Here is a 13,625-nt window from a genome sequence, read left to right as displayed (position 1 = left end):
TCAGCGGCTCCCGAACAGCGACTTCGCCGCCGCGACGATGGCCGGCACCTGGGGAATGGACGCCTCCTCCAGATGGCGGGCGTAGGGGATCGGCACCTCGGCGCTGCACACGCGCGCGGGCGGGGCGTCGAGGTCGTAGAAGGCCCGTTCGGTGACCTGCATGCCGATCTCGGCGGCCAGGCTGCCGGTCCGCCAGCCTTCGTCGACGACGAGCAGGCGGTGGGTCCTGGCGACCGAGGCCAGCACCGTGTCCATGTCGAGCGGGCGCAGCGTGCGCAGATCGACGACCTCCGCCTCGATGCCCTCGCCGGCCAGCACCTCGGCCGCCTCCAGGCACTTGTGGAGCGAGCCGCCGTAGGTGACCAGCGACAGGTCCCGCCCCTCCCGGCGCACGGCGGCGCGATCGATGTCGACCGGTCCGGCGTCGGCGGCGAGCCGTCCGGTGCGGTTGTAGAGCATGACGTTCTCGAAGATCAGCACCGGGTCGGGATCTTGCAGCGCGGTCCACAGCATGCCGCGCGCGTCCTCCAGGGTTGCCGGCGCCAGCACGCGCAGGCCGGGGATGTGGGCGTACCAGCCCTCCAGGCTGTGCGAGTGCTGGGCGGCGAGTTGGCGGCCGGCTCCGGTCGCCATGCGGATCACCACCGGCACGCCGAACTGGTTGTTCGACATGTGCCGGTAGGTCGCTGCGGTGTTGAGGATCTGGTCGAGCGCCAGCAGCGAGAAGTTGACCGTCATGACCTCGACGATCGGCCGCATGCCGGCCATCGCCGCGCCGATGCCGGCACCGGTGAACCCGGATTCCGACAGCGGCGTATCGCGGATGCGCTCGGGACCGAACTCGGACAGCAGACCCTTGCTGACCGCGTAGCAGCCGCCGTAGCGACCGACGTCCTCGCCCATCAGGAAGACGCGCTCGTCGCGGGTCATGGCGTCGACGATCGCCGCACGCACCGCCTCGCGATAGGTCGTCTCGACCGTCTCGGCGGACGGCGCGGGCGCAGTGGGCGCAAGCGGCCGCTCCGGCGCCATGACGTATTTGGTCAGGTCCTCGACCGGCTCCAGGGTGCCGGCCTCGGAGAAGGCGACCGCCTCGGCGATCTCGGCCTCGACCTCGGTCTCGATCGCCGCGATCTCGTCCACATGGACGAGGCCGCTCTGTTCCAGCCAGCCCTGGAAGCGCACGATCGGCCCCTTGCGGCGCCATTCCTCCACTTCCGCCTTGTCGCGGTAGAGCTGGGCGTCAAACATGGAATGGGCGCGGAACCGGTAGGTCCGGCATTCCAGGAAACGGGGCCTGCCGGTGTCCCGGATGGCTTCCAGCGCGCGCCGCGTCGCGGCCTCGACCGCGACCACGTCCATACCGTCGGCCACCTCGCCGTCGACGGCATAGGCGGCCGCCTTGGCGCGGATGTCGGTCACCGCCTCCGACAGGTCGAGCGCCGTGCCCATGGCGTAGCCGTTGTTCTCGCACACGAACAGCACCGGCAGCTGCCACAGCGAGGCGAGATTGAGGCTCTCGTGGAACTCGCCCTCGGCGACGGCGCCCTCGCCGAAGAAGCAGGCGGTCACCCGGTCCTCGCCGCGCATGCGGTCGGCGAGCGCGAGCCCGGCGGCGAGCGGCAGGCCGCCGCCGACGATGGCGTTGCCGCCGTAGAAATTGGCCTCGCGGCTGAACAGGTGCATCGAGCCGCCCCGCCCGCCGGCGCAGCCTTCCGCCACGCCGTACATCTCGGCCAGAACGGCGCCCATCGGCAGGCCGCGCGCCAGCGCGTGACCGTGCTCGCGGTAGGTGGCGACGATGCGGTCGCGCTCCGTTAGCAGCGGGATGACACCGACCGCGATCGCCTCCTCGCCGTCGTACAGATGCAGGAAGCCGCGGATCTTCTCCTGGGTGTAGAGTTCCGCGCACTTGGCCTCGAAGCGGCGGATGCGGATCATCGCGCGGAGCAGGTCGAGCGCGTGGGCGCGGCTGAGATGCGGTTTGGTGCCGGTCATGCTTCGTCGCCCTCCAGCGTCGACAGGTCGCCTTCGGGCAGGCCCAGTTCGCGTGCCTTCAGCAGCCGGCGCATGATCTTGCCGCTGCGCGTCCTCGGCAGCGCGGGGCGAAAGACGATCTCCTTGGGCGCGACCGCCGGACCGAGCCGTCGGCGCGCGTGGCCGAGCAGGTCGAGACGCAGGTCCTCGCTTTCCCGATGGCCGGGCTTGAGCGCGACATAGGCCTTGACGATCTCGCCCGCCGTCTCGTCGGGAATGCCGATGACGCCGACCTCGGCGACGGCGGGATGCTCCATCAGCGCGCTCTCGACCTCGAACGGGCCGATCAGATGGCCGGAACTCTTGATGACGTCGTCGGCGCGACCGACGAACCAGTAGTAGCCGTCCTCGTCGCGCAGGGCGAGGTCGCCGGTCAGGTACCAGCCGCAGGAGAAGCACTTGTCGTAGCGCGCCTCTTCGTGGAGATAGGCGCGCATCATCGACGGCCAGCCGGGCCTGAGCGCCAGTTCGCCGATCGCCCCCGCCCGCGTCACCTCGCGCACGCCCGCCGCGCTCGCCTCGACGATGCCGGCGACGATGCCCGGCAGCGGCTTGCCCATCGAGCCGGGCTTGACGTCCATCGAAGCGTAGTTGGCGATCATGATGCCGCCGGTCTCGGTCTGCCACCAGTTGTCGTGGAACGGCCGGCCGAACACGACGTCGCTCCACACCACCGCCTCCGGATTGAGCGGCTCGCCGACGCTCGCCATGAAGCGCAGGTGCGACAGGTCGCGCGCCTTCGCCATCTCCGCGCCGGCCTTCATCAGCATGCGGATCGCCGTCGGCGCGGTGTACCAGACGGTGACCTTCTCCTCCTCCAGGATCCGGTACCAGCGTTCGGCATCGTACTCGGCCTGGTCGACGATCATCGTCGCGCCGACGGTCAGCGGCGCGACGATGCCGTAGGAGGTACCGGTCACCCAGCCGGGATCGGCCGTGCACCAGAACACGTCGTCGGGCCGCAGGTCGAGCGCCAGGACGCCCGTGACGTGATGGGCGACGACCGCCTCGTGGACATGGACGGCGCCCTTCGGCCGGCCGGTCGTGCCGCTGGTGAAATGCAGCAACGCCATGTCCTCCGGCGCCATCGGCTCGGCCGGAAACTCTGCCGGCGCCGCCGCCATCAGCGCGGCAAGGTCGCGGGTGCCCTCGATCGAGCCGTCGCCGTCGATCAGCAGCACGTCCTTCAGCTCCGGCAGCCGGTCGCGCACCGGGGCGACCTTCTTGCGGTAGAGCGCCTGCGAGGTAACCAGCACCCGGGCGCCGCCGATCTCCATGCGCGCCTGGATCGGCTCCGGGCCGAAAGCGGAGAACATCGGGCAGAACACGCTGCCGGCCTTCAGCGTGCCGAGTGCGGCAACGTAGAGCTCCGGGACCCGGCCGAGCAGGGAATAAACCCGCTCGCCGCGTGCAACGCCCAGCGCCCTGAGCACGCCGGCGAAGCGCGCCGTCTCGGCAACCAGGGCGCGGTAGGTGAAGTCGCGGCGCGTGCCGTCCCGGGCGATCCAGCGCAGGGCGATCCGGTCGGCGGCCGGCGTGGCGAGATGACGGTCGAGCGCCTCGTGGGCGATGTTGAGCCGGCCGCCCGGCAGGCCGGAAAGCCGCGCCCGCGCCGCTTGCCAGGTGAAGGTCGCAGCCTCGCGGGCGTAGTCCGGCATGTTCGCCGTAGCGGCGTAGGCCGGATCCTTGCGGATGATCTCCCGGGTCATGTCCTCGCCCTGAAAGCGGGGCCGCTCCATGGCAGCCGTTCTCGTTGACTTTGACGCTACAGGCCGGAGACGGCCGCGCAAATGACGTGGATCAAGGGCAACGACGCGCCGCGGCGCGACCATGGCGCGCAAACCCGCGCGGAGGCGGCGCGCGCCATCGCGGAGGACGGCGACCGATCATGACCACGGATCCCGGGTTCACTCTTTTCCTGTGCGGCGACGTGATGACCGGCCGCGGCATCGACCAGATCCTGCCGCACCCTGCTCCGCCCGGGATCTACGAAGGCTATCTGCGCTCGGCCCGCGACTACGTGCGCCTCGCCGAGCGGGCCAGCGGGCCGATCCCCGCGCCGGTCGCGCCAGACCATGTCTGGGGCGAGGCGCTGGACGAACTGGCGCGCGCGGCCCCGCTGGCGCGCATCGTCAACCTGGAGACCGCGATCACGCTCAGCGAGGACTTCGAGCCCAAGGGCATCAACTACCGCATGAGCCCGGACAACATCGCCTGCCTGAGCGCTGCCGGCATCGACTGCTGCGTGCTTGCCAACAACCACGTGCTGGACTGGGGCCGCAGGGGCCTTGCCGACACGCTCGACAGCCTCGACGCCGCCGGCATCGGCCACGCCGGCGCCGGACGCGACGCCGCTTCGGCGGCCACGCCCTGGGTCAGGCCGCTGCCCGCCGGCGGACGCCTGCTGGTGTTCGGCGCCGGCCACGGCTCCAGCGGCATCCCGGGCCACTGGGCCGCCGGGCCGGCGCGGCCGGGCGTCGCGCTGCTTCCCGATCTGTCCAACGCGAGCGCCGAACGCCTCGCCGAGCGGGTCCTTGCCGAACGCCGGCCGGGCGACGTCGTCGTGGTCTCGGTCCACTGGGGCGGCAACTGGGGCTACGAAGTGCCCGCGGAGCAACGCCGCTTCGCCCATCTCCTGATCGATTCGGGCGCCGCCGACATCGTCCACGGCCATTCCTCCCACCATGCCAAGGCACTGGAGATGCGCGACGGCAGGCCGGTGTTCTACGGCTGCGGCGACTTCATCACCGACTACGAGGGCATCGAGGGCCACGAGAGCTTCCGCAGCGACCTGTCGGTCATGTATCTGGTCACCTTTCGCGGCACGCCGCCCATCCCCCACCGGGTCCGGATGGTGCCGTTCCGGATGCAGCGCTTCCGCCTCAACCGCGCCTGCGCCGCCGATACCGCCTGGCTCGCCGACAGGCTCAATGCCGAATGCCGCCGCTTCGGCGCAACGCTGCGCCGGGACGCGGCCGGCGGGCTCGTCGTCGACGGCGCCGGCTGAGGTATCGGCCGGCCGGTCAAGGCCGGCTCCCGTCCGGACATCTTGCCGCCGGCGTCTGCGTGGAAACACGGTTGCCGGCAGCCGCCGCGGGCGGCTAGGTTGCTCCGGACGTCGTGCCACCCTGGTGCCATGACCTCCTGCCGCCGACCGCGGCGGCGGGGCCGGGTGCCGGGCGGGGCGACGCAAACAGCAACCAGTAAAGGGGAGGACGCTTCATGACCCTCATCGCACGATCGCTCGGCCTTGCCGCTGCGGCCGCCACCGCCCTGACGCTCGCCACCGCACCGGTGCGGGCGGACTTCATCAACGTGCTGACCGGCGGCACGTCGGGCGTCTACTATCCGCTCGGCGTCGCGCTGGCGAAGATCTACGGCGAGAAGATCCCCGGCGCCCGCACCCAGGTGCAGTCGACCAAGGCTTCGGTCGAGAACCTGAACCTGCTGCAGCAGGGCAAGGGTGAGCTCGCCCTGTCGCTCGGCGACAGCGTCAAGCTCGCCTGGGAAGGCAACGAGGAAGCCGGCTTCAAGGCGCCGCTGTCGAAGCTGCGCGGCATCGCCGCCGTCTATCCCAACTACATCCAGATCGTCGCTTCCAAGGACAGCGGCATCACCTCGCTCGACGGCCTGAAGGGCAAGAGCCTGTCGGTCGGCGCGCCGAAGTCCGGCACCGAACTGAACGCGCGCGCCATCTTCGGCGCCGCCGGCATGGGCTACGGCGACCTCGGCAAGACCGAGTATCTGCCCTTCGCGGAATCGGTCGAACTGATCAAGAACCGCCAGCTCGACGCCACGCTGCAGTCCGCCGGCCTCGGCGTCGCCTCGATCAAGGACCTGGCAACCTCGGTGCCGATCAACGTCGTCGCAGTTCCCGAATCCGTCGTGACCGCGCTCGGCGCGCCCTACATCGCCGCCACCATCCCGGCCGGCACCTACGAGGGCCAGAGCGAGGACGTGCCGACCGTCGCCGTGGTCAATTTCCTGGTCACCCATGACGGCGTCTCCGAGGAGACCGCCTATCAGATGACCAAGCTGCTGTTCGAGAACCTACCCGAACTGGTCGCCGCCCACTCGGCCGCCAGGGCGATCAGCCTCGACAACGCGCTCAACGGCATGCCGATCCCGCTGCATCCGGGCGCCGAGCGCTTCTACAAGGAAAAGGGCATGATGTAAGGCCGGACGTCCGGCTGTCGGGGGCGCGGTTCGCCGCGCCCCCGTTTTCATGGGCGGCGAACGGAAAGCAAGAACAAGCGGGCAAGAACGAGCGGAACGTCATGACGAACGAGACATCCCCCCAGGCAGCGGCGCATCACGACCCCCATGCCGCGGGCTTCCCGGCCGGCCGGGAGGGCCGCCTCCTGTTCTGGATCGCTGTCCTGTTCTCGACGTTCCAGATCGCTACCGCCGCCCATGTGATCGACCTGCCGAGCCAGGTCGTGCGCGCGTTTCACGTCGGTTTCCTCGGCCTGCTCGCCTTTCCGCTGATCACCGCCGTCCGCCACCGGCCGGTCCCGCTGCGCGCGCTAGCCTGGGCGCTGGCCGGCATCAGCGTCGCCGTGGCGCTCTACCAGTGGGTCGAATATGTCGACCTGCTGCTGCGCGCCGGCGACCCCCTGCCGCGCGACATCGTCGTCGGCGTCGCCGCGCTCGTCGTGGTGTTCCTCGCCGCCTGGGGCATGATGGGTCCGGCGTTGCCGATCATCGCCGGCCTGTTCCTCGCCTATTGCCTGTTCGGCCAGCACCTGCCGGCGCCGTTCGACCATCGCGGCTACGACTTCGCCCAGGTCATCGACCACATGGCCTACGGCACCGAAGGCATCTACGGCATTCCCGTCTACGTCAGCTCGACCTACATCTTCCTGTTCATCCTGTTCGGCTCGTTCCTGGAACAGGCCGGCATGATCCGCCTGTTCACTGACGTCAGCCTCGGCCTGGTCGGCCACCGCACCGGCGGCGCGGCAAAGGTCTCGGTCGTCTCCTCGGGCCTGATGGGCACGATCTCCGGCTCCGGCGTGGCCAATGTCGTCACCACCGGCCAGTTCACCATCCCGCTGATGAAGCGCTTCGGCTACCGCCCCGCCTTTGCCGGCGGCGTCGAGGCGACCAGTTCCATGGGCGGCCAGATCATGCCGCCGGTGATGGGCGCAGTCGCCTTCATCATGGCCGAGACGCTCGGCGTTCCCTATTACGAGGTCGTCAAGGCGGCGCTGATCCCCGCCATGCTCTATTTCGCCTCGGCGTTCTGGATGGTCCACCTGGAGGCAGGCAAGCACAACCTGCGCGGCATGGCGCGGGAGGACCTGCCGTCGCCGCTGCGCGCGATCCGGGCCGGCTGGCATCTGATCCTGCCGCTGGCGGTGCTGGTCTACCTGCTGTTCACCGGCTTCACGCCGCTCTACGCCGGCACCATCGGCCTGGCGCTGACCGTGCTCTTGATCCTCGGCGGCTCGGCCGCGCTCGGCCTGCCGGCCGGCGTCATCCGCTACCTGTTCTGGATCGGCCTCGGTCTCGTCGCCGCCGCCTTCTTCCAGTTCGGCATCTGGGTGGTGCTGGCAGCCGTCGGCGTGCTGATCGCCTGGAACGCGCTGTCGAACGGCGGCCGCCAGACGTTGGCGATCTGCCGCGACGGCCTCGCCGAGGGCGCCAAGACGGCCCTGCCGGTCGGCATCGCCTGCGCGCTGGTCGGCATCATCATCGGCACCATGACGCTGACCGGCGCGGCCAACACCTTCGGCCAGTTCATCGTCAGCGTCGGCCGCGAGAGCCTGTTCCTGTCGCTGGTGCTGACCATGCTCACCTGCATCGTGCTCGGCATGGGCATCCCGACCATCCCGAACTACATCATCACCTCGTCGATCGCCGGCCCGGCGCTGCTCGAACTGGGCGTGCCGCTGATCGTCAGCCACATGTTCGTGTTCTATTTCGGCATCCTCGCCGATCTGACGCCGCCGGTGGCGCTGGCCTGCTTCGCCGCCGGTCCGATCGCGCGCGAGAGCGGACTGAAGATCTCCTTCGAGGCGATCAAGGTCGCCGCCGCCGGCTTCGTCATTCCCTTCATGGCCGTCTACACCCCGACGCTGATGCTGCAGGACGGCGGCGCGCTGGCCGGCGCCATCGGCTACGTGCCGGCGGTGATCTACATCGTGTTCAAGGTCGCCGTCGCCATCGGCCTGTGGGGCACGGCGGTGATCGGCTGGCTCGGCGTGCCGCTGCCGCTGTGGATGCGGGCGCTGGCCATGGCCGCGGCCTTCACCCTGGTCGCCGCACTGCCGGTCACCGACGAGATCGGCCTTGCGCTCGCCGCCGTCTTCGCCCTGCTGGCGTGGCGGGCGAACCGCCGCGCCGCGGCATGAGCCTGTGCCTCGCCGTCGGCGCCAAGGCGCTCGCGGTCGCCGCCGGCTTCACCCTGTCCTGGACCCATTCGGTGGAACGGACCGGTTGGCAGGAACGCTGGTCGATCACCCCGGCCGGGCTGGTGCTCGAAGAGGCGCGCGTGCGCGGCTCGGGCGCCGGCATGGAGCCGGGCGACGGCGCATGGCTCGAGGAGGGCTGGTGGGTATGGCAACCCGACCTGCCGCCGCAACCGCGCATCGTACTGGCCGCGTCCGGCGCGACCGGTGCCGGCTGGACGCTGTGCTCGGCCGGCGACTGCCACGACATCGGCGCTGAGGCCGGCGCACCGGTCGTCATCGCTCCCTGCCCCACGGACCAACCGGACCGGCTTCCCTCCCGATAGGGCTCCTGCGCAACGACACGCCGGGCGTCAGGGCGCGCGCGGCGTCGGGATATGGACCTCGGCGGTCAGTTCCTGGAGCGCGCGCGTGATGCGGTGACGCTCTGACAGGAGCTGGTTGAACTGCTGGTCGCAGCCGGCGATCGGCGCCGGATAGGCCGAAATCTCCTCGTTGACCAACCGCTTGGCCACTTCCAGTTCGACCCTGGCGAGCACCATGCATTCGGAATAGGTCGTCGACATGCTCTCCTCCATCAATCGTATACATTAGTGTACGATTTTTCGGACCGAGATCAATCCGTCCCGCCGCCGCCAAGCATCCCTGCAGCGCATGGCGCCTTCCAAATCTGCAGGGCTGACGCTACCGCGCACGCCCCCAGCGGCGCAGGCTCATGGCCGTCCTGACGCGCTCGCCGGCCAGCAGCACCGCCGCTTCGCGCGGCTTAAGGTCCTCGTCGCGGGCCCGCCGCAGCACGGCGGCGGTGTTGGCGCGCAGCTTTTCCTCGATCACGGCGAAGGCGGCGGCCTGCGTGCCGCCGGCATGCTCGACCGCCGCGCAGATGACGCCGCCGGCGTTGGCGATGAAGTCGGGCACCACGAGGATGCCCCGCGCGTGCAGGCGTTCCTCCGCCTCGACCGTCGCCGGGATGTTGGCGCCCTGCAGCACCATCCTGCAATCGAGCCGGTCGACATTGTCGGCGCGCAGCACGTCCGGCCGCGCGGCCGGGATCCAGATGTCGCAGGCGACGCCGACGATGGCGTCGCCGGCAAGCGCCCGTCCGCCCGCAAACGCGGCGATCGGCTCGCCGGCCTCCTTGTGCGCGACGAGGGCGGCAACGTCGAGGCCGTCGGGGTTGACGGTGGCGCCGCGCGAATCCGACGCCGCAACGAGAACGGCACCCTGACGGGTCAGGAAGCGGGCGGCATGCTTGCCGACGGCCCCAAAGCCCTGGATCGCCACCTGCGCGCCGTTCAGCGACACACCGCAGAACGCCTGCGCGACCTCGGCGGCGATCGACAGGCCGAAGCCGGTGGCGCCGATCTCGTCGAGCGGAATGCCGCCGATCTCCCGCGGCAGGCCGACCGCGCGGCCGATCTCGTCCCGGATCCAGGCCATCGCCGTCTCGTCGGTGCCCATGTCCGGACCCGGGATGTAATCGGCGAGTTCGCGGATGGCGACCGCGAAGGCGCGGATCACCTGTTCCTTGTCGGCCGCCGGCATGGCCGGGTCGGCGACGATCACCGACTTGGCGCCGCCGTGCGACAGGCCGGCGGCGGCATTCTTGAAGGTCATGGCACGGGCGAGGCGGAAGCACTCCTCGACGCTGACGTCGGCGGCCATGCGCGTGCCGCCGATCGCCGGGCCCGCAGCGGTGTTGTCGACCACCACGATCGCCTTCAGACCGAGGCCCGGGTGATGCAGATGGACGATCTTTTCCGGTCCGTAGCCGTCCGCGAAACGGAACAGGTCCTCAGCCATTCATTCTTTCTCCAGGCTCCGCACGACCGCCATCAGGAACCGGGCGGCTTCCGCCCCGGTGACGGCGCGGTGATCGAAGGTCAGCGACAGGGGCAGCACCCGGCACGGCCGCACCGAGCCGTCGACCACCCTCGGCTCCTCGGTGATGCGCCCGGCGCCCAGGATCGCCACCTGCGGCGGCAGCACGACGAGGGCCGCGTGGCGTCCGCCGATCATGCCGAAGTTCGACAGGGTGATGGTCTGCCCCTGCAACTCGCGCGGCGGGATGGTGCGGGCGCGGATGTCGGCCTTCATGGCCTTGAGCCCGGCACGCAAATCGTCGGCCGACCGGCTGCCGACGTCACGCAGCACCGGCACGAACAGGCCGTCGTCGGTGTTGGTGGCGATGCCGAGGTCGACCACCGCATGCAGACGGCGCGCCGCACGCGCGCCGTCGTACCAGGCGTTGAGCGCCGGCTCGACCTGACACGCCACCGCCATCGCCTGCACCAGGCGCAGCGTGACGTCCTCGCCGGCCGGCCAGCGGTCGAGGCGTGCCTCGTCGGTGACCGTCGCCGCCGCGATCTCCGCATGGGCGCGCGCCATGTTCTGCGCCATCGCGCGGCGCACGCCGCGCAGCGGCTCGTAGCCGCCGCCCGGCCTGCCGCCGGCGGCAGCCTCCACGTCCGCCGTCGTGATCGCGCCGCCCGGCCCGGTGCCGGCGACGGCGGCGAGGTCGACGCCGCGCTCGGCCGCCAGACGGCGCACCGCAGGGGCGGCCCTGACGCCGGCGGCGGGCGCCGGCGGTTGCTTCGCGGTTGATGCAGCCGCCGGCGCGGCCGCCTCGAGCGTGCCGACGACGGAGCCGGCATCGGTGCCCGCGTCCTCGAGGTCGAAGTCGGCCAGCGGCGCGCCGACAGCGACCACATCTCCCGGCGCCGCGCACAGGCGCGTCACCGTGCCCGACCACGGCGAGGGCACCTCGACCACCGCCTTCTGCGTCTCGACCGAGACCAGCGGCTGGTCGGCGACAACGCGCGCGCCTTCATCGACATGCCAGGCGACGATCTCGGCGTCCTGCAGCCCTTCCCCCAAGTCTGGCAGCATGAAGGTCTTCATGTGAACTCCATTACCTTACGCACGGCGGCGGCGATGCGCGCTGCCGACGGCATATAGCGGTGTTCCGTGCGCGGCAGCGGCATCACCGTGTCGTAGCCGGCGACCCGGCGCACCGGCGCGAGCAGGCTGGTCAGCGCGCCGTCGGCCAGACGCGCGGCGATCTCGGCGCCGAAGCCGCCGGTCAGCGGCGCCTCCTGCACGACGACGCAGCGCCCGGTCCGCTCCACCGAGGCGAGGATCGTGTCCGCATCAAGCGGCTTCAGCGTGGCGACGTCGATCACCTCCGCGGAGATCCCCTCCCCGGCCAGCGTCTCGGCGGCCTGCAGCGTCTCGACCGTCATCGCGCCCCAGGTAACCAGCGTCACGTCGGCCCCCTCGCGCAGCGCGAAGCAGCGGTCGAGCGCCAGCGCCTCGCCCGTGTCGGCGACCTCCTCGCGCAGTGCCCGGTAGATCCGCTTCGGCTCCAGGAACACGACCGGGTCGGGATCGCGGATCGCCGCCAGCAGCAGGCCGTAGGCGCGGGCCGGCGAGGACGGGATCACCACCCGCAGGCCCGGCACGTGGGCGAACAGCGCCTCCATGCTTTCCGAATGGTGCTCCGGCGCCTTGATGCCACCGCCGTAGGGCGCGCGCAGCACCATCGGGCAGCTCAGCCGGCCGCGCGTGCGCGTGCGCAGCCGCGCCGCGTGGTTCACCATCTGGTCGAGCGCGGGATAGATGAAGCCCATGAACTGGATCTCGCCGACCGGGCGAAACCCCTGCGCGGCGAGGCCGACCGAGACGCCGGCGATGGCGGCCTCGGCGAGCGGCGTGTCGCGCACCCGCTCCGCCCCGAAGCGTTCGATCAGGCCGGCCGTGGCGCGGAACACGCCGCCGTCGACGCCGACGTCCTCGCCCAGCACCAGGACGCGCTCGTCTTCCTCCATGGCGCGGGCAAGCGCCAGCGTGACCGCCTCGACCAGGGTCAGCTCAGCCATGGGAAGCCTCCTGCGCCAGCGCCTCGGCCCGTTGCGCCGCAAGGGCGGCCGGCAGCGTCTCGTAAAGATGGTCGAACATGGCGGTCGCGGGCGCGGGCGGGGTGGCCAGATAGGCCTCGGCCGCCTCGGCGACCAGGCGCTGGCTGTCCTCCAGCGCGCGTTCCTCGTCCTCGCGCGTCCAGGCGCCAAGAGCGATGAGATGGTTGCGCAGCCTTGCGACCGGTTCCTCCTTCCAGTGCTCGGAAACCTCGGCCGGATCGCGGTAGCGGCGGGCGTCGTCGGCGGTCGTGTGGTCGGCGAGGCGGTAGGTGATCGCCTCGACGAGGCTAGGCCCCTCGCCCAGGCGGGCGCGCTCCACCGCCCGCGCCACCACCGCGCGCACTGCGACGACGTCGTTGCCGTCGACCTGCTCGCCTGGAATGCCGGCGGCGACCGCCTTCTGGGCCAGCGTCCCGGCCGCCGTCTGCGCCTGCCGCCGAACCGAGATCGCCCACTGGTTGTCGGCGATGACGAACACGGCCGGCACCGCCCAGGCGCCGGCGATGTTGAGCGCCTCGTAGAAGTCGCCCTTGGAGGTGGCGCCGTCGCCGGCGACGCAGACCGCGACGCGCGGCTCGCCACGCAGCTTCAGCGCCAGCGCGGCACCGACCGCATGCGGGAACTGGCTGGCAACGGGGATGCAGACGGGGAAATCCTGGCGCGGACCGGCGAAGTCGCTGCCGCGCTCGTCGCCGCCCCAGAACAGGAAGATTTCCGTCGCGCTGACGCCGCGCCACAACTGCGCGCCCTGCTCGCGAAACGACGGCACCAGGATGTCTTCGGCGCGCATCGCGGCGGCGAGCCCGACGCTGACCGCCTCCTGGCCGAGCGAGGAGGCGAAGGTGCCGAGCCGGCCGGTGCGCTGCAGGGCGACCGCCTTCTCGTCGAAGGCACGGGTCAGCACCATGGCGCGATAGAGCCGCTCCAGTTCGGCCGGATCGCGGGCGAAATCGGGCAGCGTGCCGACCGGCGTGCCGTCGGGCAGCAGATGGCGCGTCATGCGCACGTCGAACCGCACCACGGTGCGCACCGTTGGGTCTGTCTCCTCGGCCATCGGGTCCTCCTCCCGGATCGGAGCGGGTTGCAGGGTCGTGACGCCCGGATCGCCCCCCCCCCGGATCGTCCCCGGATCGCCCCACGGCACCCGTCCCGAAACCGTAGCCGGCCCCGCAGGCGATGGGATTGATACACGTCAATCTGGGGGGGGGGGCCGTGATCGCCCACCCCGGCCCCTCTCCAGCCCCTCGCCAAGGCCTTC

11 protein-coding genes are annotated in these 13,625 nt (G+C 71.1%); 4 read left to right on the top strand and 7 right to left on the bottom strand.

The features are described from left to right. Both pdhA (SL003B_RS22685) and acsA read right to left on the bottom strand, forming a co-directional pair. The gene (gene pdhA, locus SL003B_RS22685) at positions 1-1,998 is read right to left on the bottom strand and encodes a pyruvate dehydrogenase (acetyl-transferring) E1 component subunit alpha (protein WP_013651838.1); all 1,998 of its coding nucleotides are present in this window, start codon (positions 1,996-1,998) and stop codon (positions 1-3) included. Further along, entirely contained in the window at positions 1,995-3,776 is a 1,782-nt protein-coding gene (gene acsA / locus SL003B_RS05520; RefSeq protein ID WP_013651837.1) for an acetate--CoA ligase, read from the bottom strand. Before acsA ends, pdhA (SL003B_RS22685) begins: the two co-directional genes overlap by 4 nt. 149 nt (positions 3,777-3,925) lie before the next feature. On the opposite strand from acsA, the gene SL003B_RS05515 reads away from it, so the two are divergent. The 4 genes from SL003B_RS05515 (at position 3,926) to SL003B_RS05500 (ending at position 8,776) form a co-directional block, all read left to right on the top strand. Continuing rightward, on the top strand, positions 3,926-5,044 hold the full coding sequence (locus SL003B_RS05515; protein ID WP_013651836.1) for a CapA family protein: 1,119 nt from the start codon (positions 3,926-3,928) through the stop codon (positions 5,042-5,044). A 215-nt stretch (positions 5,045-5,259) separates the two neighbouring features. Beyond that, positions 5,260-6,213: a TAXI family TRAP transporter solute-binding subunit gene (locus SL003B_RS05510; RefSeq protein WP_013651835.1), complete on the top strand. Its 954-nt coding sequence runs from the start codon at positions 5,260-5,262 to the stop codon at positions 6,211-6,213. Positions 6,214-6,314: 101 nt separating this feature from the next. Next, positions 6,315-8,393 carry a TRAP transporter permease gene (locus SL003B_RS05505; protein ID WP_013651834.1) on the top strand — a complete coding sequence of 693 codons (2,079 nt, stop codon included), beginning with the start codon at positions 6,315-6,317 and terminating at the stop codon, positions 8,391-8,393. Beyond that, the gene (locus tag SL003B_RS05500; protein ID WP_013651833.1) at positions 8,390-8,776 is read left to right on the top strand and encodes a DUF1850 domain-containing protein; all 387 of its coding nucleotides are present in this window, start codon (positions 8,390-8,392) and stop codon (positions 8,774-8,776) included. Before SL003B_RS05505 ends, SL003B_RS05500 begins: the two co-directional genes overlap by 4 nt. 27 nt (positions 8,777-8,803) lie before the next feature. Here SL003B_RS05500 and SL003B_RS05495 read toward each other — a convergent pair whose 3' ends face one another. From SL003B_RS05495 to pdhA (SL003B_RS05475), 5 genes are all read right to left on the bottom strand, one after another. Next, complete coding sequence (locus SL003B_RS05495; protein WP_013651832.1) at positions 8,804-9,016, bottom strand: hypothetical protein; 213 nt, start codon at positions 9,014-9,016, stop codon at positions 8,804-8,806. Positions 9,017-9,134: 118 nt separating this feature from the next. Further along, positions 9,135-10,253 (bottom strand): Glu/Leu/Phe/Val family dehydrogenase, encoded by a 1,119-nt coding sequence (locus tag SL003B_RS05490; RefSeq protein WP_013651831.1) that lies wholly within the window; start codon positions 10,251-10,253, stop codon positions 9,135-9,137. Then, positions 10,254-11,351 (bottom strand): dihydrolipoamide acetyltransferase family protein, encoded by a 1,098-nt coding sequence (locus SL003B_RS05485; protein WP_013651830.1) that lies wholly within the window; start codon positions 11,349-11,351, stop codon positions 10,254-10,256. It abuts the gene before it with no gap. Then, the gene (locus tag SL003B_RS05480) at positions 11,348-12,328 is read right to left on the bottom strand and encodes an alpha-ketoacid dehydrogenase subunit beta (RefSeq protein ID WP_013651829.1); all 981 of its coding nucleotides are present in this window, start codon (positions 12,326-12,328) and stop codon (positions 11,348-11,350) included. The genes SL003B_RS05485 and SL003B_RS05480 overlap by 4 nt, the downstream gene beginning before the upstream one ends. After that, a complete protein-coding gene (pdhA, locus tag SL003B_RS05475) occupies positions 12,321-13,421 on the bottom strand; it encodes a pyruvate dehydrogenase (acetyl-transferring) E1 component subunit alpha (RefSeq protein WP_013651828.1) in 1,101 nt (366 codons plus the stop codon). Before pdhA (SL003B_RS05475) ends, SL003B_RS05480 begins: the two co-directional genes overlap by 8 nt. Positions 13,422-13,625 lie beyond the last annotated feature (204 nt).

The organism is Polymorphum gilvum SL003B-26A1, assembly GCF_000192745.1.
Lineage (GTDB): Bacteria > Pseudomonadota > Alphaproteobacteria > Rhizobiales > Stappiaceae > Polymorphum > Polymorphum gilvum.
This window is presented reverse-complemented; position numbering and strand designations above follow the sequence as displayed.